The organism is Campylobacter massiliensis, from assembly GCF_014253065.1.
Classification (GTDB): Bacteria; Campylobacterota; Campylobacteria; order Campylobacterales; family Campylobacteraceae; genus Campylobacter_A; species Campylobacter_A massiliensis.
Genome location: NZ_JACLZK010000001.1, coordinates 290,696 through 308,632, shown reverse-complemented (window position 1 = coordinate 308,632; position 17,937 = coordinate 290,696). Strand labels below are relative to the sequence as shown.

Here is a 17,937-nt window from a genome sequence, read left to right as displayed (position 1 = left end):
AAGCGTAAATTTAATAACGCGGTGTAAAATTCGGTCAAATTTAGCCAAGGATAAAAAATGCCGCGACCGACGAATAAAATAGACCTACTAAACGATTCGGAGGCAAATTTTAAAAAACTTTTGTCGCTAGTTGAGAGCTTGAGTGAGGCGCAGCAAGAGGCCAAATTTGACTTCGAGGATAGAGATAAATGCGTCCGAGACGTGCTCGCACACCTTTACGAGTGGCACTTGCTTTTGATAAATTTTATCCAAAAGAACCTAAGCGGTGAGCGGGCTTCGTTTTTACCCGAGCCGTACAACTGGAAAACCTACCCGCAGATGAATGTGCAAATTTGGCGCAAGCACCAAGATACGCCGCTTTGCGAGGCTAAAACTCTGCTGGCGCAAACTCACGAAAAAGCAATGCAGCTTACGGCAAATTTTAGCGACGAGGAGCTTTTTGCGCGCGGATATTTTAACTTCACGGGCAATCTAAATCTCGCCGCCTACGTCATCGGCAGCACCTCATCACACTACGACTGGGCGATAAAAAAGATAAGAAAACACAAAAGAAGCCTAAAATCCGGCTCGTGACTTGATGCTTCATGAATCAAATTTGAACCTATATGGCAAATTTGATTAGTTGGTCCGTAAATTACAAATTTGATATAAGCCAAATTTACTCCAAAAAGATCAAATTTATACGGGTTTTGCGAGGCTAAATTTACGACCCAAACGCAAGAAAATAAAACAAAAAAAAGAAGTAGCGGACGCGTCAAATTTGCGTCCGCATTAAAGCAGCTAGTTTAGAAGGTTAAATTTATATCCGAGTTGCAGCCAAAGCTCGTTGTTGTCGGTCTTTTTAACCGCGCCCATAGCGTCAAAGTTCTTTCTCTCAAGAGCCGTGTAGGTGACGCTTGCGCTTAGCCCTTTGACCCACGGCATATCGTAGCTAACCTGCGCCGCCCAGCCTTTGACGTTCATATGCGTGTTAGCCGCTGTCGGACCGGCGTTGCGGTGAGGGGCGTCTTGCTTGCCTTTTACTAGATGTAGTTTTGCTTTTAGGCCCTCGGCGCCGACTTCTTTAAAGTCATATTCAAACAAAAGCTTATGCGTATTCATACCCGCATAGCCAGTAAACACGAAAGGTCCGCGTATAGGAAGCAGCGTGTATGAGCCGGGACCGTTACCTAGACCAAACGCCAAAGCGTCGTTGTCGCCGACGGTCGTATAGGCGTAAGAGGCGCTAAAGCCCACGAAATCATAAATCCCCGCTCTTAGACCGATCATATTTCCGTCGTAGTTTAGATCTTCTAAGCCTCTTGTGGTGCGAGAGCCTTTATACATCGCGTCAAATCCGAGTTTAAAGTCGCCGACGGGTACTTTGTAGTTTGCCTCGGCTAGATAGAAGTTGATGTCGCCTTGCAGCGCGCCGCGTCTAAGATCGGTCACTCTAGCGTATGCGCCGGTTAGTTTTAGATTCGGTATGCTTTGGTTGATGACCGCGCCGGTAAAGATATTATCAAACTCGTACGCCACGGGTCCCATACCGCCGACGATGACTCTATCTTTAAAGTGCGGAGCGCGCCCCTCTTTACCGCCCGTTACGACGGCGCTTCTGCCTTGAAATTTATAATACCAACCTCCGATCAATGCGGTGTTTGGTATGTCTTTATTTACGATCGTTAGGCCCTCAAACGCCTCTTTAAACGCGCGAGTCGGGTTGCCCGCTACTAGCGGAGTATTTACGTATTGACGGCCGAATTTTATATCGGTCTGCCCTATGCCGTAGCCCAGATATGCCTCAGACATTACCGCGCCCTGCGTTCTCCACTCTTTATCGTACAAGGTGCCGCTTTTTCTCATGCTGTTAAACGGCAAGAAGTTACCCTGCCCCGTAACGCCGAGCCTAAAGCCGTAAAACGGATCGGTCACGTAGCCAAGCTCAAGCTGTATAGACGTCATCTGCTCGTCGTGTATCGGCGCGCGCTCGTCTTTTTGATCCACGTAGGTAGCCTGGATCTTACCCGCTAGTTTTCCTTTGGTAAACGCCTCTCCGAAGGTGTCGGCTGCGTTTGCGGCACCCAAAAAGCCAAGCGCCAAAACAGCGGCTAAACTTAGTTTTGCTAGTTTCATAAAAAACTCCTTGGTTAAATTTAGCAAATTTACGTTCCGCAAATTGAATGCGGAACATTAACTTTTTTATTTAAGGATTATAGCACAGAAAATAATAAAAATCGCGTTAGATTTGTGATATTTGCTAAAAATATTGCCGATTTTAGGCAAATTTACACGACGGCGCGCTCTTTAAGCAATGTATAAAGCTTGATCGTCGAGATAAAAAACGTCACGATCGCAGGCCCCAAGATAAGCCCCCAAAAGCCAAAGGTCGTTATGCCCGCAATCATCGAAAAAAATAGCAGCAGTTCGTTTATTTTAGTCGGGATTTTGACGAGTCTATCGTTGATAAATTTAATCACGATCGGCTTTAAAAACGTATCTGCGACGATAGAGATCACGACGATGGTATAGACGGCGATGACGATCGCAGCCGCTGTGTTGCCGTTGGCAAACTCGTAAAGGCTAATAGGCCCCCAAGCAAGCAAGCCGCCTACTACCGGCACGAGCGACGTAAAGGCAAAGAGTATGCCCATCAAAAAGCCGTTGTAGCCGTAGGAAATCGTGATGATAGCAAAGAGGCAACCCTGCAAAATCGCGTTTATCACGATAGAGTAAAGCACGACGCTCATGACGTTGGCCACTTCGCTGAGGATAAACTCGCTCTCGCTCTCCTTCATCGGAAGCGCATTTTTTAGGTAGCCAACAAGCTCGCTGCCGTAAAGTAGGGCGAAAAAGAAAAATACGAGGATAAAAATCACGTCTACGAGAAAATTTACGCTTGATTTTCCTATACCGGCTAAATTTGCGATGAGATTTGCCGAGATGGCCTTGACGTCGATATCGGCGACTATCTCTTTGATTTTTGGTTCTAGAAATTTGATCGGTTCTGGTAGCTGAAATTTGCCGCTTTGAAAATAATCTAGCGTGTTTGTTACGTAGCCGGTGTTAAAGCTTGCCGCGTGTTTAGCCAGCTCGATCACGGCGTATAAAAGCGGCGCGATAAATAGCGAAAACAGCGCTAGCGTCGTAAGAGCCGCCGATAGCGTTCTTTTGCCTTTCGTTAGTTGCAAAAATTTGACGTTGACGTTTGAGGTGGCGACGGCTAGCAAGGCGGCGATAAAGATATTTAGCAAAAACGGCTTAAAAAGGTAGCCCACCAGTCCTAACGCGCACAGCATCAAAAGCCCGAAAAATATGCGGTTGTTTTTCATTTTTATCCTTTAGGGGCTTATTATATCAGATTTTGCGGGGTTTTGCGGACGGATGGCGGTGGATGCGGCGGCTTTGGCGCGGCTGATAAATTCGGCGCGAAATTTGAGCGGGCTAAAATTTACAAAATAGATTTAGTTTTATTTTTAGACCACCAAATTTAAGGTTTATGGTAGGATGACATGCTGGGGTTTTGCTAAATTTTAAACTTGTTTGATAAATTTGCTAAATATTAAAAATTAAGTGATTTTTAACCGAAATAGATTTATACTTAAATCTTATTTTAAGGAGAGTAAATGAAAACCAAAATTACATCTTTTGCACTAATTGCAGCTATTCTCGGTGGTTGTACTATGCCAAATTTACCAAGGGCATCAGACAAAAACTACCAAAGTAGTACAACAACCGTGCTTCCGTCCGTAAGTAACGCGCTGGCGAATACTCAAGCTCCAAAAGATTTTAGAGAGCAGTTTGAAAGCGCCAAGCCTAGACTGCAAGAGTTTTTATCCAATATGGCATGCTATAATTGGCAAAAAAATAATAAATACATGGAAGTCGGTAAAGCACCACGCATGACAAAAGGAAGTTCTGGCATAAATACTTTTCGCTACACTAAAGCCGAGTGTGCCGATCTTTTACGTGTAACCGACATAAAACCTATAGCAAAAAATGCTTTTAAATTTACCGTAGTTTTTATGGCGCCAGATAGCGAAGAGATAGCTAACTATAACACGCTCGAAGCAATCAAGCAGGCAAATGGCGAATGGCTATTTAGATGGTAAACCTTAAGACTTGCACCTCTTGCAAGTCTTTCCACTTATTTTTTAACAACTCGCCTCACTCCTCAAACAATCCTTTTTGCGTATCCTCGTCAAATTTGAGCTTAAATACCTCGTAGGCTTTGGCGCTTGCTAGCCTGCCTTTTGCCGTGCGCTCGATGTAGCCGTTAGCGAGCAGATAGGGCTCGATCACGTCCTCGACCGTACCCTCGTCCTCGCTTAGAGCCGCGGCGATCGTGCTTAGCCCCATCGGGCGACGTTTGGCGGCGAGCAGGATTTCTAGATACTTGATATCCATCTCGTCAAAGCCGATATCGTTTACGCCAAGCGCGTCCAAAGCCTCTTTGGCGCGAGGTTGCGAGATGACGGCTTCGTCATTTACCTCGGCGAAGTCTCGTATGCGCTTTAACAGCCGCAGCGCGATCCTAGGCGTGGCGCGTGAGCGAGCGGCGACCTCGAGAGCTGCGGCTTTTTCGCACTCTTTGCCGAGCTTCACCGAGGCGATCTGCACGATACGAGCCAGCTCCTCTCGGGTGTAAAACTGCAGCCTAAAATCCATCCCAAATCTATCTCGCAGGGGTGCCGAGATCATTCCCGCGCGCGTCGTAGCGCCGATAAGCGTAAATTTAGGCAGGTCGATCTTGATAGTCTGCGCCGCAGGCCCCGAGCCTATAATGATATCTAGGCGAAAGTCCTCCATCGCCGGATACAGCACCTCCTCGATCGCGGGGCTTAGCCTGTGTATCTCGTCGATAAAGAGCACGTCGCCCTCTTGCAAATTTGTCAGCACCGCCGCTAGATCGCCGCTTTTTTCTATCATGGGTGCGGCCGTCATCTTGATGCTCACGCCCATTTCGTTTGCGATGATGTGCGCCAGAGTCGTCTTACCAAGGCCCGGAGGCCCGTAGAAGAGCACGTGATCCAGGCACTCGCCGCGCTTTTTGGCAGCCTTTATAAAGACGCCTAAATTTTGCTTGATTTTTTCCTGTCCGATGTAGTCCTCAAAGCGCGTTGGGCGCAGCGACACCTCAAAATCGTTTTCAAAGCTTATTTTTTCTATTTCGACTATTCTATCCATTTTTTCGGCTCTCTTTTTCGTAAATTTGCCGCATTTTACAAAATTTTGGGTAAGTTTTGGCTTTGGGCTTGGTTTAAATTTGGCTCCGCGTTTGGCGATAAATTTTGAAGATGAGGTGATTAAATTTGAGCAAAAAGGCAAATTTAAGACGGTAGCGTCAAATTTGGCACCGTCAAGGCTAGGGTTTAAAAATCATAAAAGCAAATTTTACCTTGCATGCAAGCCTGAAATTTATCAAATTTATCCGCCTCGCCGAAGCGAATAAATCTCAAAAATCAGCTTAAATTTGACGGAAAAATCAGCCCGAGCGTCGCCGAAAACACGCCCGAGCTTAAAACTCCGCTATCCTCGCTTTTAAAAGCTTGCAGTCGCTATCGTTGCCAAATTTACACCCCTCCGCGATGGACTCGAATTTTTCGTAAATTTCGATATTTTTTTCATAGTTTTCAAAACCCAGAGCCCTGCAGCCGTCGTCGTTACCGAGCTTGCAAGCGCGCGAATAGCCGTCGTACGCATCGTAAACCGCAAACTCCACGCCCTGCGCGTGCTCGTAAACATAACCCAGAGCATAGCAGCCAAGCGCGTTTTTCATGTAGCACGAGGTATCAAAAGCCTTTTGCGCGCTTGCCAGATCGTGCTCTGCGCCAAGACCCTCATGCATCATCCTGCCGTAGTTATAGCAGCCCGCGCCGTCAAATTTCCTGCACGCTTTGGCATATAAATTTACGGATTTTTTGAGATCGTTTTGCGATTCGTAGATGAGGCCCAGGTTGTTGCAAGCCGCTTCAGAGCCTAGCTCGCAGCCTTTTTCGTAGAGGCTGAATATTTTATTTTCATCTTTGGGACCGAAAATTTCCTTGACGTTTAAAAGCGCCAGGTCAAAGCAACCCGTGCCGTTTCCCAGCTCGCACGATTTTTCAAAGAAAAGCTCGGCTTTTTCGTTGCTTTTCTCGGCCCCAAGCCCGCTAAAATGCATACTGCCAAGCACCGCGCAACTCATCGCGTCGCCCTCCTCGCAAAGCGGCGATAAAATCTTAAAAGCCGCATCATAATCGGCGTTTTCGATAGCTTGCCTTGCGGCCTCCTCGCGCTTAGAAAATCGCTTCTCGTTCTGCGTTTGTTCGTTTTGCTCGCCTAGGCTATCGATACCTAGTCCAAAATTCGGATTTGAAGCCGTTAGCGCGCTAAAAAACGTCGCTAAAATCAATAAAATTTTCAAACCTTACTCCTTGTTTTTGTGTCTAGCCTTGTTTTGATAGCTAAATTTGTCCGCCAAATTTGACAAAAGATATTGCAAATTTAGGCCTTAAATTTAAGCAGAATTTTACTTGTCGGTTTAAAATCTAAACCGCCCGCTTACTAAGCGCCCAAATTTATCCCTCCGGCTAGATTTAGCTAAAACAAGCTAAATTTTATACTCGAACTCCTCGCAGGGGAAGGTCTTTTCTCTAACTTCGCGAGCATAGGCTTCTACCGCCGTTCGCACCAAATTTGCGCCGTCAAGGTATCGTTTAACGAATTTTGGCTTAAACTCGTCAAAAAAGCCGAGCATATCGCTCCACACAAGCACCTGTCCATCTACGTCGGCACCCGCCCCGATACCGATGATAGGCATTTGCACGCTCTTTGCGATTTTTGCGGCGACGCTGCTAACCGTACCCTCTAGCACAGCCGAGAATGCCCCTGCTTGCTCCAGAGCCTGCGCTTCTTCGATAAGGCGCGCTTCGTCGGTCTCGCTGCGCCCTTTTATCTTGTAGCCGCCCTCGTTTCGCACGAACTGAGGCATGAGCCCGATGTGGGCCATCACGTTTATGCCTTCGCCCGCTAGCCTTTTTACGATAGGAGCGGCCTTTAGACCGCCTTCAAATTTGACCGCGTCTGCGCCTGCTTTGATAAATTTAGTCGCGTTTTTTAACGCAGATTTTTCGTCCTGATAGCTACCAAAGGGCATATCCGCCACAACAAAAGCGTGCTTTGCGCCCTGCAAAACGGCCTTAACGTGATAGAGCGCGTCGTTCGTTTTTAGGCTAAGCGTATCTTTTTTGCCGTTAAAGCTCATATTTAGACTGTCGCCTACCAAGATAATGTCGACGTAATCATCAAAAAGCCGCGCAAAAAGAGCGTCGTAAGCCGTGATCATAACGATAGGCTGGGCAGTCTTTTTGTTAATTATATCATAAATTGTAATTTTTTTGTCATTTTTCGGCATAATTTTCCTCCTTAAAATTCGGTATTTTATTTTTAATTTTATCAAAAAAATGATACAATCAGCACAATAATTTTAAGGAAAATAAATGGGAATACTAAAAAGCCTCGAGATAGACTACTCTTACGATATTGTGGAGGAGTTTTTGTCGCATTACTCCTTGATGTGCGACCTGATGGAACCTCTCATCATCGGGCTAGCTAGAAACGATAGATATAACGCCAACATTAACGAGCTTTTTAGAATTTTTCACAACATCAAGTCCGCCTCGAGCTTTATGAAGCTCAATCCGATATTTAAACTAACGACATTGGCAGAGGAAATTTGCGGCGAGGCTAGAGAGCTACAAGGACCCGCAAACGATGATTTTGTAGACTGGTTACTTTTGGTGAGTGATCAGTTTGAAAAGTACAAAAACGATATAGAAACCGATGCGGAGTTTTTCGGGGTTTTAGATGCAAATATCGTAAAAATCCCCCAAAAACTAGACGTTTGACAAAAAATACAAAAAATAATATAATCCACAACCTTTAAAACAAGGCTAAATTTAGCCTATTCTTACGGGAGCGACTTGGCTTCGACAGGAGCAGAGCGGTCACGGTGGCACGTCGCTTTGAGCAAAGCGTAAAAAGCTCAAATAAATTTAAACGCAAACAACGTTAACTACGCTCCTGCTTACGCTAAAGCTGCGTAAGTTCAGTTGAGCCTCGCCTAGTCCGATACTAGCTAAGATAACGGCGAGTAACCCCAGCTAGCGTAGGTTGGCGGCCTGACGAGCTGCTAGCCGAAATCTTGTCTTAGTCTAAAATAAGGTTTTGGAAAGTGAGCCATTTTAGATGAAATTTTCACTTTTGCTAAGCGTGTAGAGGCTGTAATCGGTTTGTTTTTGGACAGGGGTTCGATCCCCCTCGCTTCCACCATTTAACATTTTTATGCACCATCAATTACTGTCACAATATCCCAAAAAATATGAGCCCTAAACCCTCTCTTGTTTTATTATAATATTTGACGCGTGCTTAAGCATGCATGACTAGTTCAAAATAACATAAAAACAATGCCATTGCTAAATTTACTGCAGGCAACCCATCTTTAAATTTAAACAAGAAATCAAAGACGCCATAATCAAATTTAGATTTAGGCAAAATTTGACCCTTTCATATATCTGCATATTTTGAAAAACTTAAATACTACAAACATTATTAAATTTGAACAAATTTAACCCAATTAAAAAAGATAAATTTGAGAAGAAGTATAGCAAAATTTGAAGTTAAATTTAAAAGGGGTCTCACGACCCCTTGGCTACTTTATTACAGCCATCTTTCTGCGCATATACGCGATCCTGCTTTGTAGCGGGAGGTGTTTAGGGCAGTTATCCTCGCAGCCTAGCAAAGTCATACAGCCAAACACGCCGTCATCATCGCCGATAAGCTCGTAAAAGTCCTCGTCGGTTCGCTTGTCAAGCGCGTCGATTTTAAATCTAGCTACGCGGTTAAGTCCGACCGCACCGATAAAATCAGGCCTCATGATAGCCGTACCGCACGCAGCTACGCAGATACCGCACTCGATGCAGCGGTCAAGCTCGAATACCTCTTGCGCTACTTCAGGCTCGACTTTTTCCTCAAGCTTAGAGATATCGGTCTCGTGGTCGGTGTGTATCCAGCTCTCCACGCGCTTACTCATCGCATTCATCCAGTTGCCCGTGTCTACGCTTAGGTCTTTTAGTAGCTTAAATACCGGCAGAGGCATAAGCTCGATCACGCCGTTTGGATAGTCTTTGGTTAGCGTACGGCAAGCAAGCTTTGGCGTACCGTTAACTAGCATACCGCAGCTGCCGCAGATACCGGCGCGGCAAACGAAGTCAAAGCTAAGATCCGGGTCAAATTTCTCGCGAATTTGATTTAACGCTATAAAAAGCGTCATGCCGTCGGTTTCCTCTAGCTCGTAGGTCGCAAAATGCGGCTTTGAAATTTTGCTTAACGGATTATATTTAAATGCTTTTATGGTTATTTTTCTACTCATATCCTATTCCTGCTCTTTCGTTTGGTGCTTTATATTTAGGCTGAAGATCATAGTGCATTAGCGCTTCTTGGATCTCGTATCTGCCTTTGCCTTCGGCTTCCATTTTGGCGCGGATCTCATCGACCTGCGCTTGGCGTACGGCGCTGTCGGGGTGCTCGATGATGTTGCCCTTGGCTCCGTATCCGCGGAATGCCGGCGGAATTTCCATTTTCATAATATCAAGCGGCTCATACACGATAGTCGGTAGCGTATCGCCCTCTTTCCAGCTAGTTAGAGTTCTGTTTAGCCAGTTTAGGTCGTCGCGTTTCGGATAGTCCTCACGGCAGTGCGCTCCACGGCTCTCGGTGCGATCAAGCGCGCCTTTTGCGATACAAAGGGCCAGTTTTAGCATCTTTGGTACGCGGTAGGCTTCCTCAAGCTCAGGGTTGCCAAAAAGCGCCTTGTTTGCTACTTTGACGTCCAAAGATTGTTTATAAAGCTCTTCAAGCTCTTTTACCGCTACGGCTAGACCTTCGCCGGTTCTAAAGATCGCCACGTGCTCCCACATGATGTCTTTCATCTTGTTTTTGATCTCAAATACGTTAAATTTGCCCTCTTTTTCGACAAGGCTCTTTAGATAGTCTTCCTCTTTTTTAACGAATTTTTCGATGTCGTTAGTGTTTATCTCGATCTCGTGCTTACCGCAGTAGTCGGCAAAATAATCGCCCACGATCATGCCCGCGACGACAGTTTCCGAAACAGAGTTGCCGCCTAGACGGTTAAATCCGTGCATATCCCAGCAAGCAGCCTCGCCGGCGCTAAATAGACCCGCTAGCGTCGGGCTCTCGCCTGTAGGCTTGGTTTTTATGCCGCCCATAGAGTAGTGCTGCATAGGAAGGATCGGCGCCCAGCCTTTACCGCGCTGTCGTCCGTTCTCGTCGGTGTATACTTCGGTGTCGGCAGGATCGATGCCGTTAAAGATTTCGCAAATTTCTTGAACGTCGCGTAAGTTTTTCTCGATATGCTCGCGTCCTAGGATCGAGATATCTAGCCAAACGTGATATCCGTATGGGCTAGGTACGCCCTTGCCTGCGCGGATATGCTCCATGATGCGGCGGCTTACGACGTCGCGGCTAGCTAGTTCTTTTTTCTCAGGCTCGTAGTCGGGCATAAAGCGATATCCGTCTACGTCGCGTAAAATTCCGCCGTCGCCGCGGCAACCTTCTGTTAGCAAGATACCGCTTGGAACGATCGGAGTCGGGTGAAACTGCACCGCTTCCATATTTCCTAGCTGAGCTACGCCGGTCTCAAGTGCGATAGCCGCGCCGATACCTTCGCAAACTACGGCGTTTGTAGTGTGTTTATAAACCCTGCCGTAGCCGCCCGTAGCGATTAGAGTACCTTTTGCGACGTATGCCGTGATCTCGCCGTTAACTAGATCGCGGACGATCGCGCCGTAACAGCGGTTGTTTGCGTGGATTAGCGCGATAGCTTCTTTTCTGTCGTGGATTTCGACGTTGTGCTTTAGAGCTTCGTTTGCTACGGCAAAAAGCATAGTGTGACCGGTGGCGTCCGCCGTAAAGCATGTTCTCCATTTTTTAGTTCCGCCAAAGTCGCGAGAGTGGATGAGTCCGTGGACCTCTTCTTTTTCTACGATAGTCGTTTTTTGAGCGTTGATGATAGCGCTTCTCTCGCCTTTTGTTATACGAGTCCAAGGCACGCCCCAAGCAGCTAGCTCGCGGATCGCCTTAGGCGCAGTTTGACAAAACATACGTGCAACTTGCTGATCACAGCCCCAGTCGCTACCTTTTACCGTGTCGGCAAAGTGCACATCCTCGTTGTCGCCTTCGCTCATTTTTGAATTTCCCAAAGAGGCTTGCATGCCACCTTGCGCAGCCGCAGAGTGCGAGCGCTTAACCGGAATTAGGCTTAAAACTACCGTACTTAGCCCCTTTTCTCCAGCGGCAACGGCAGCTCGAAGCCCCGCTAGACCGCCTCCGATAACTAATGCATCATAATATTTTACGTTCATTTTTTAAAGCTCCTTTTCCTAAAGACTGATCCACACGAAATCGGCGATCAGCGCGATGACCGCGAGCACTCCAAAGACTGCAAATATAGCAGTTTTGGCTTTATTTCTTTTTGCGAACATCTCTTGTTTGTTTACTCCGTCGATGCTTATCCATTTTACGTATAGGCGGTACATTCCCACGCCGGCGTGAACGACCATAAATACAAGTAAAGCGAAGTAGAAAATTTCTAATTGATGAAATGCAGCCGCTGATTTGTCGGCAGTGATGTGTCCGCCGAAGATTATATCGACTAAGTGCGCACTGGCTGCGAAAAATAGAGCAAAACCGGTTAAAAACTGAAACCACCAAAGCGTAGTATCGAAGTGTTTCATACGGTCTTTGTGGCCTCTAAACATGATGTATTGTCTGTAGTTTGCAGGGAATTTTCTCACCGCTAAAAATGCGTGAGCAATAAAAATGACAAATATTACCGCAGCGATAACGTTAGTGATCCACCACGTAGCCTCGCCGAATAAAAATTTAGCCTCCGCAAAACCTACAACGGCGTTAAATGCGCCTTTGCCGAATAAAATGGTAGAGGTAAATACCATGTGACACAAAATAAAACAGGCCAAAATCAGTCCCGTTATACTTTGCCATCTGTCCCAAACGGCAGGAGTACGACTTTTTTTCGTATCCGCTTGCCTACCCAAGAAGCCCTCGATTAGCCCACTCATGAGCCCTCCTATAAAATTGAGATAAGTTATCATAACTTAAAAGAAAATTAAATTACGACACTATAAAAACGGCGTAATAGTATCGTAAATTACTTTAAAAACCTTTTAAAATTTTGTATATTTTTTATTTAAGATAAGATAAAGGAAAATGCCGCACGCAAACATTAAAAAGGATAGTATCTGTCCCATAGATAAATTTAAAAATACAAAGCCGATACCGAAATCAGGCTCTCTAAAGAACTCGCAGACAAATCTGGCAAAGGTATAAAGCATGGCATAAAGAGCGATAAGTTCGCCGTCAAATTTTTTAAATTTTCTATAAACAAAAAGGATAGCAAAAACTGCAAGCCCTTCTAAAACCGCTTCGTAAATTTGCGATGGATGACGCATCTGTCCCGCGACGTTGATCGCCCATGAGACGTCCGTGATACGACCGAATAGCTCTTGATTTAAAAAATTACCGATGCGACCGAAAAAATATCCAAGCGGAATGCTAAGCGCAACGAGATCCAAAAGTTGCCACAAATTTTGCTTAAATTTACGGCAAAAAGCCCACGTCGCTATCAAAAACCCGACCACCGCGCCGTGATAGCTCATACCGCGAATGCCGACAAATTCGCCGTTGTGAAAGGGGTTAAAAATCTGCCAAGGATGAGTGAGATAATAAGCGGTATTTGGATCGTAAATGACGATGTAGCCCAGTCTCGCGCCCAGTATCACGCCGATTTCCACCCAAAAGAAATAGTTATCAAGTAGCGAATTTGAAATTTGCATATTATCGCGCTTGACGATAAATTTAGCCACTCCGAGTGCCACTAGTAGCGCCAGGACGTACATTATCCCATACCAGTGCACCTTGATGCCAAACAGCTCAAACGCGACCGGGTCGAAATTTATATAAAAGTCGTTCCACCAACTCATCTAGGTACGACTTTGACTTTTAGCGTATTTTCGATGCCGCTCGCAAAATCCTCAAAAAGATAGCCCATCGCGCGGTAAAATTTGCTTCCCGCTTCGTTTTGCAGGATGGGGGCCAGCTTTTTGGCATACGGTAGCAGATAGGAGCTTAGCAAAACGCCCAAAATTTCCTTCGTCTGTTCGTCTTGTTTTAGCTCGACGACGGAGGAGAAAAACGAAAGTTCGTTCGTTAGGCTATCAAGCGCGCTGACGTTTAAATTTGGGCTAAATTTGCACTTTTTATAAAAGCCCTCGAGGCGCGCCTTATCGCCTTCAAAAAAGAACTCCGCGTTAAAATATTTTTTCAAATTTGCGAAATCCTTTACGATCTCTTCTATACTCTCGCCTTTTATCGACTCCTCGTATAGCGCGCGCCCCTTGGCGTTTGCTTCGCTATCGTTTGTTATTATCCATTTTGGATTTTTATTTAGCTCGCTAAAAAGCTTCGCGCTCGGCGGCAGAGCGAAATTTAACGCAAATATCCTTGCGATCACGGCGTAAAATTTACCTAAATTCATCATTTTCCTTTGTGTTTTTTGCGGGATTTTACAAAATTTAGGCTAAATTTTAGATTTGCTTAAATCGTAATCTGATCGAATTTAACACGACCGTGACCGAGCTAAAACACATCGCCGCAGCTCCGTAAACAGGCGTTAGCATGAGGCCTAGAGGCGCCAAAACCCCGGCCGCAACCGGTATACAAACGGCGTTATAAACAAACGCCCAAAACAAATTTTGCTTTATCGTTTTCATCGTCTCTTTGGCCAAATTTATCGTAGAGACCGCGCTTTTTAGGTCATTTCTTACCAGCACTACGTCGCCCGCTTCTTTTGCGATATCCGCACCGCTACTCATCGCGATGCCCACATTTGCTTGCTTTAGCGAGGCGGCGTCGTTTATACCGTCGCCGACAAATAGCACCGCACCCTCTTCTTGCAGACGTTTTATGGTTTCAAATTTTTCATTAGGCAACATGCCGGCAAAGACCTTTTCTACGCCTAGCTTGCCAGCCACGTTTTTAGCGGTGAAGGCATTATCTCCCGTTAGCATCACGGGCGTTATACCGATGTCTTTTAGGCTTTGCATAGCCTGCGCGGCGTCCTCTTTTACCGTGTCGCTAAGCGCAATAAATCCAACGTAAATTTTATCCACGGCCGCTAGCACCACGCCGTTTCCTTCGTTTTGCGCTTTGGCGATTTGCTCTTTAGCCTGCGCGCTTATCTCAACGCCAAACTCGCTTAAAAAGGCCTCGTTGCCCGCTATTACGCTATCATCCTCGCTCTTTACGCCGCGTCCGGCGATATTTTCAAAGCCCTTTTCGTCGCCTAAAATTTTAAGCCCCAGCTCATTTGCGTATCTAACGATCGCAGCCGATATCGGATGCGAGCTTTTAGCCTCTAGCGCGGCGATTTTGGCTAAATTTTCATCATTTATATCGGTAAAATTTACCGAAATTTCGCCCTTGGTTAGCGTTCCGGTTTTGTCAAATACCGCGTATTTCACGCCGCCAAGAATCTCTAAGACCTCGGGATTTTTGATTAGGATTCCGTTTTTAGCGCCCAGAGATAGCGAGGAGACGATAGCTATCGGGGTAGCTAGCCCCAGCGCGCAAGGACATGAGATAATGAGCACGCAAACCGCGCTTAGCACGCCTTGTAGCGCATTTCCAGTAATCGCAAACCACGCGCAAAACGTAACGACGGCGATAGCTATTACGCTGGGCACGAAGATATTTGCCACGCGGTCGGCAAAGCGGCTGATAGGCATCTTTTTGCTCGATGCGTCGCTTAAAAGCTCTAAAATTTGCGACAAAAGCGTTTGATTAGCGGGCTTAGTAACCTTTACGTTGATGTAGCCGTTTAAATTTATGGTCCCGGCATTGACCTCGTCGCCTTGCCTTTTATAGACGGGTAGGCTCTCGCCCGTTAGCATCGAGGTATCGATCTCTGCGCCGCCGTTTATCACGACTCCGTCGCAAGGCACAGCGTAGCCGCTCTTTACGACCGCAATGTCGCCTATTTTTAGGCTCACTGCATCCACTTCCAGCGCGCTACCGTCTTTTTGTAGTACGAGAGCGGTCTTTGGCGACATATCCATGAGCGATTTTATATAATCGCCTGCGCGAGCTTTTGAGCGCTCTTCTAAAAATTTACCAAGCAGCACGAAAGCCGTTATCATAGCCGCGCCAGAAACGTAGAGGTGGCGCATGTTTTCGGGTAGGCGCTCGCCCGCGATAAAAACCCCCAGCGAATAGGCAAACGCCGTGCTAGTGCCCAGCGCGACGAGTACGTTCATGTCGAAATTTTTATTTTTCAGCGCGCCGTAAGCATGGATGAAAAAGTCCCGCCCGCACGTAGCTATCGTGATAAAGGCAAGCGCCAGCATGATAGCCGATTTTGCCGCGCTTGGCTGCTCGCTCATCTCAAGCGCCATGATCACCGCGCTAAAAGCTGCGGCGGCTAGGAAATTTCGGCGTAAATCTAAGATATGCTTCTCGCGCTTGGCTTCAAATTCCACCAAATCCTTTGCCACGCCGTAGCCTAGTTTTTTTATTTTTTCCTCTATCGCGGCTTGTACTTCGGCGTTTTCTATGATAAATTCACCCGAACCGTTTGCGAAGCTGACCTTCGCGTCTAGTACGCCCGCGATCTTTTTAGTTACGCGCTCGATGGCGTTTGAGCAGTTTACGCAGGTCATGCCCGCGATATTTAGTTTGATATTTTGCATCAAATTTTCTCTATGACGCTAAAGCCCAAATCATCCAGCTCCTCTTTAAATTTCGCCTCGTTCTTGCCGTCTAAATTTACGCTCACGACCCTAGGTTCTACGCCAAGATCGACCTTTATCTCGCCGTATTCGTCGCCAAGAGCGTTTTTTATGGTGTTTGCGCAGTTTTCGCAGTGGATGTTAGCAACCTTAAATTTAGTCATTCTATCTCCTTTATCATATGGTAGTATTTGTGAGAATTTATGATCATTTCGCAGTCGGTCTCAAAGCCCAAACGCTCGTAAAAAGCCATAGTTTTAGGCTTTTTTCCATCGACGATGAGGGCTACTTTTTTGATATTTCGTTTTGGCGCGAGGGCAAAGATAAATTTGATCAGCTCTTTTGCAATACCTCGTCCGCGAAATCTCTCGTCTACGGCTAGGCTATCGATATATAGCTCGTCTGCAAAGCACTCCGTCTGCGGAAATTCGCTTAAACCGAGCGTTTGCAAATGCGTCCTGATGGGCCCATCTAGCGCATCGATCTCGCCTCCGTCGTAAGCGCAAATCGCCCCCGCGATCTCGCCGTCAAATTTGAAAACGAAAACGTTGTTATAGCTTAGGCGGTTTATCTCGCTTCTAAAAAATTTATGCAAAATTTCATCGCTCTTAACGGGATCGCTCACGCCGCTAAGCGTAAAAGCGATGTCCTCCATGGCTAAATTTAACAGCTCTATGCAGCGCGCGGCGTCGTCTTTTCGGGCATTTAAAATCATACGCGGATTATAGGACTTAAAGCTAAATTTTTTGCTAATACGCTCAAAACCTCGCGTTTTTAAAAAAATGCAAAATTTTTTTAGATATAATTGGGCAAAAATTTTTAAAGGAACGAAATGGGACGAGCGTTTGAATATAGGCGCGCCGCGAAAGAAGCGCGCTGGGACAAGATGAGCAAGGTTTTTCCAAAACTCGCAAAAGCCATAACCGTAGCGGCTAAAGAGGGCGGCACCGAGCCTGATATGAACCCGAAACTTCGCGCCGCGATAGCAGCGGCCAAAGCGCAAAATATGCCAAAAGACAACATCGACGCGGCGATAAAACGCGCCAGCGGCAAGGATAGCGCGGATATCAAGACTATCTTTTACGACGGCAAGGGCGCGCACGGCGTGCAAATCATCGTCGAGTGCGCTACCGACAACCCGACTCGAACGGTCGCAAACGTCAAGGCGATATTTAGCAAAAACGGCGGCGAAATTTTGCCTAGCGGAAGCCTAAATTTCATGTTTACGAGAAAGAGCGTTTTCGAGCTTGATATGCCCGCAAAGGAACTTGACGAGATCGAGCTAGAGCTCATCGACTTCGGTCTAACCGAGATCGAGGAGGAAGACGGCGTGCTTTATATCTATGGCGATTACGCGAGCTTCGGCACGCTAAGCGAAGGTATCGAAAAGCTGGGCCTAGAGGCTAAAAAAGCTAGCCTGCAATACATCGCAAACTCGCCCGTAAGCCTAGACGAAGAGCAAATGAACGAGCTAGAAAAGCTCCTCGATAAGCTCGAAGACGACGACGACGTGCAAGCTGTTTATACAAATATCGAATAAATTTAAGGAACAAAATGAGAAACGACGAACTAAAAATCTACGACATCGACGCAGCCGAGCTTGCTAAGCTCAAATTTGCCGTTATCCACACGGAAAAGGGCGATATGAAACTCGAGCTCTACGGCGACGAAGCGCCGCAAGCGGTGACGAATTTTGCTCAGCTAGCTAAAAGCGGCTTTTACGACGGGTTAAATTTCCACCGCGTGATCCCAAATTTCGTGATCCAGGGCGGCTGCCCGCACGGCACGGGCATCGGGGGGCCGGGCTGGCGCATCAAATGCGAGTGCGTAGGTCAAAAACACAAGCATAAACGCGGAGCGCTATCTATGGCGCACGCCGGACGCGATACGGGCGGCAGTCAGTTTTTCGTCTGTCACAGCGCGCAGCCGCACCTTGACGGCGTGCATACGGTGTTTGGACAGATCGTGGACGAGCCTAGCCTAAAGACTCTAGATAGCGTTAGACAAGGCGATAAGATAAACTCGATCGAAATTTTAGAGAGTTTGTAAAATTTGATGAAATTTGCGGCGGCGGGTAAAATTTGACCAAAAATCG

The 17,937-nt window shown here is 46.5% G+C and carries 19 protein-coding genes and 1 other RNA gene; 7 read left to right on the top strand and 13 right to left on the bottom strand.

The features are described 5' to 3' along the window. Nucleotides 1-57 precede the first annotated feature (57 nt). Nucleotides 58-573, top strand: coding sequence for a ClbS/DfsB family four-helix bundle protein (locus tag H7R39_RS01485; protein ID WP_185897657.1), 516 nt, complete (start codon nucleotides 58-60; stop codon nucleotides 571-573). A 207-nt stretch (nucleotides 574-780) separates the two neighbouring features. Here H7R39_RS01485 and H7R39_RS01480 read toward each other — a convergent pair whose 3' ends face one another. Further along, on the bottom strand, nucleotides 781-2,115 hold the full coding sequence (locus H7R39_RS01480) for an OprD family outer membrane porin (RefSeq protein WP_185897656.1): 1,335 nt from the start codon (nucleotides 2,113-2,115) through the stop codon (nucleotides 781-783). Nucleotides 2,116-2,267: 152 nt separating this feature from the next. Further along, the gene (locus H7R39_RS01475; protein ID WP_185897655.1) at nucleotides 2,268-3,311 is read right to left on the bottom strand and encodes an AI-2E family transporter; all 1,044 of its coding nucleotides are present in this window, start codon (nucleotides 3,309-3,311) and stop codon (nucleotides 2,268-2,270) included. Nucleotides 3,312-3,605: 294 nt separating this feature from the next. Here H7R39_RS01475 and H7R39_RS01470 point away from each other — a divergent pair, with 294 nt between their 5' ends. Beyond that, nucleotides 3,606-4,091, top strand: a complete 486-nt coding sequence (locus tag H7R39_RS01470) for a hypothetical protein (protein ID WP_185897654.1) — start codon at nucleotides 3,606-3,608, stop codon at nucleotides 4,089-4,091. A gap of 55 nt (nucleotides 4,092-4,146) precedes the next feature. Here the strand turns inward: H7R39_RS01470 and ruvB are convergent, their stop codons facing one another. Beyond that, a complete protein-coding gene (ruvB, locus tag H7R39_RS01465) occupies nucleotides 4,147-5,166 on the bottom strand; it encodes a Holliday junction branch migration DNA helicase RuvB (RefSeq protein ID WP_185897653.1) in 1,020 nt (339 codons plus the stop codon). Between the two features lie 91 nt (nucleotides 5,167-5,257). Between ruvB and H7R39_RS01460 the strand changes: the two genes are divergently transcribed. Further along, the gene (locus tag H7R39_RS01460; RefSeq protein ID WP_185897652.1) at nucleotides 5,258-5,431 is read left to right on the top strand and encodes a hypothetical protein; all 174 of its coding nucleotides are present in this window, start codon (nucleotides 5,258-5,260) and stop codon (nucleotides 5,429-5,431) included. A 66-nt stretch (nucleotides 5,432-5,497) separates the two neighbouring features. On the opposite strand, the gene H7R39_RS01455 is transcribed toward H7R39_RS01460, so the two are convergent. Both H7R39_RS01455 and panB read right to left on the bottom strand, forming a co-directional pair. Beyond that, nucleotides 5,498-6,385, bottom strand: a complete 888-nt coding sequence (locus H7R39_RS01455; protein WP_185897651.1) for a tetratricopeptide repeat protein — start codon at nucleotides 6,383-6,385, stop codon at nucleotides 5,498-5,500. Between the two features lie 186 nt (nucleotides 6,386-6,571). Next, entirely contained in the window at nucleotides 6,572-7,375 is an 804-nt protein-coding gene (gene panB / locus H7R39_RS01450; RefSeq protein WP_185897650.1) for a 3-methyl-2-oxobutanoate hydroxymethyltransferase, read from the bottom strand. A gap of 85 nt (nucleotides 7,376-7,460) precedes the next feature. Here panB and H7R39_RS01445 point away from each other — a divergent pair, with 85 nt between their 5' ends. Together H7R39_RS01445 and ssrA are read left to right on the top strand one after the other, a co-directional pair. Then, nucleotides 7,461-7,868, top strand: coding sequence for an Hpt domain-containing protein (locus tag H7R39_RS01445; protein WP_002953104.1), 408 nt, complete (start codon nucleotides 7,461-7,463; stop codon nucleotides 7,866-7,868). Between the two features lie 66 nt (nucleotides 7,869-7,934). Further along, nucleotides 7,935-8,292, top strand: a transfer-messenger RNA (tmRNA) gene (gene ssrA / locus H7R39_RS01440). Nucleotides 8,293-8,671: 379 nt separating this feature from the next. Here ssrA and H7R39_RS01435 read toward each other — a convergent pair. The 8 genes from H7R39_RS01435 to H7R39_RS01400 form a co-directional block, all read right to left on the bottom strand. Next, nucleotides 8,672-9,391, bottom strand: coding sequence for a fumarate reductase iron-sulfur subunit (locus tag H7R39_RS01435; RefSeq protein WP_002953066.1), 720 nt, complete (start codon nucleotides 9,389-9,391; stop codon nucleotides 8,672-8,674). Continuing rightward, nucleotides 9,384-11,402: a fumarate reductase flavoprotein subunit gene (locus tag H7R39_RS01430; protein WP_185897649.1), complete on the bottom strand. Its 2,019-nt coding sequence runs from the start codon at nucleotides 11,400-11,402 to the stop codon at nucleotides 9,384-9,386. Before H7R39_RS01430 ends, H7R39_RS01435 begins: the two co-directional genes overlap by 8 nt. A gap of 18 nt (nucleotides 11,403-11,420) precedes the next feature. Then, the gene (locus H7R39_RS01425; RefSeq protein ID WP_185897648.1) at nucleotides 11,421-12,119 is read right to left on the bottom strand and encodes a fumarate reductase cytochrome b subunit; all 699 of its coding nucleotides are present in this window, start codon (nucleotides 12,117-12,119) and stop codon (nucleotides 11,421-11,423) included. 105 nt (nucleotides 12,120-12,224) lie between these two features. After that, nucleotides 12,225-13,040, bottom strand: coding sequence for a prolipoprotein diacylglyceryl transferase (lgt, locus tag H7R39_RS01420; protein WP_185897647.1), 816 nt, complete (start codon nucleotides 13,038-13,040; stop codon nucleotides 12,225-12,227). After that, the gene (locus H7R39_RS01415; RefSeq protein WP_185897646.1) at nucleotides 13,037-13,594 is read right to left on the bottom strand and encodes a hypothetical protein; all 558 of its coding nucleotides are present in this window, start codon (nucleotides 13,592-13,594) and stop codon (nucleotides 13,037-13,039) included. The genes lgt and H7R39_RS01415 overlap by 4 nt, the downstream gene beginning before the upstream one ends. Before the next feature lie 49 nt (nucleotides 13,595-13,643). Beyond that, nucleotides 13,644-15,803, bottom strand: a complete 2,160-nt coding sequence (locus H7R39_RS01410; protein WP_185897645.1) for a heavy metal translocating P-type ATPase — start codon at nucleotides 15,801-15,803, stop codon at nucleotides 13,644-13,646. Continuing rightward, nucleotides 15,803-16,006 (bottom strand): heavy-metal-associated domain-containing protein, encoded by a 204-nt coding sequence (locus tag H7R39_RS01405; RefSeq protein WP_185897644.1) that lies wholly within the window; start codon nucleotides 16,004-16,006, stop codon nucleotides 15,803-15,805. The genes H7R39_RS01410 and H7R39_RS01405 overlap by 1 nt, the downstream gene beginning before the upstream one ends. Beyond that, nucleotides 16,003-16,557 carry a GNAT family N-acetyltransferase gene (locus tag H7R39_RS01400; RefSeq protein ID WP_185897643.1) on the bottom strand — a complete coding sequence of 185 codons (555 nt, stop codon included), beginning with the start codon at nucleotides 16,555-16,557 and terminating at the stop codon, nucleotides 16,003-16,005. The genes H7R39_RS01405 and H7R39_RS01400 overlap by 4 nt, the downstream gene beginning before the upstream one ends. A gap of 117 nt (nucleotides 16,558-16,674) precedes the next feature. Between H7R39_RS01400 and H7R39_RS01395 the strand changes: the two genes are divergently transcribed. Both H7R39_RS01395 and H7R39_RS01390 read left to right on the top strand, forming a co-directional pair. After that, nucleotides 16,675-17,382: a YebC/PmpR family DNA-binding transcriptional regulator gene (locus tag H7R39_RS01395; protein WP_002953058.1), complete on the top strand. Its 708-nt coding sequence runs from the start codon at nucleotides 16,675-16,677 to the stop codon at nucleotides 17,380-17,382. A 14-nt stretch (nucleotides 17,383-17,396) separates the two neighbouring features. Beyond that, nucleotides 17,397-17,891 carry a peptidylprolyl isomerase gene (locus H7R39_RS01390; protein WP_185897642.1) on the top strand — a complete coding sequence of 165 codons (495 nt, stop codon included), beginning with the start codon at nucleotides 17,397-17,399 and terminating at the stop codon, nucleotides 17,889-17,891. Nucleotides 17,892-17,937: the final 46 nt, after the last annotated feature.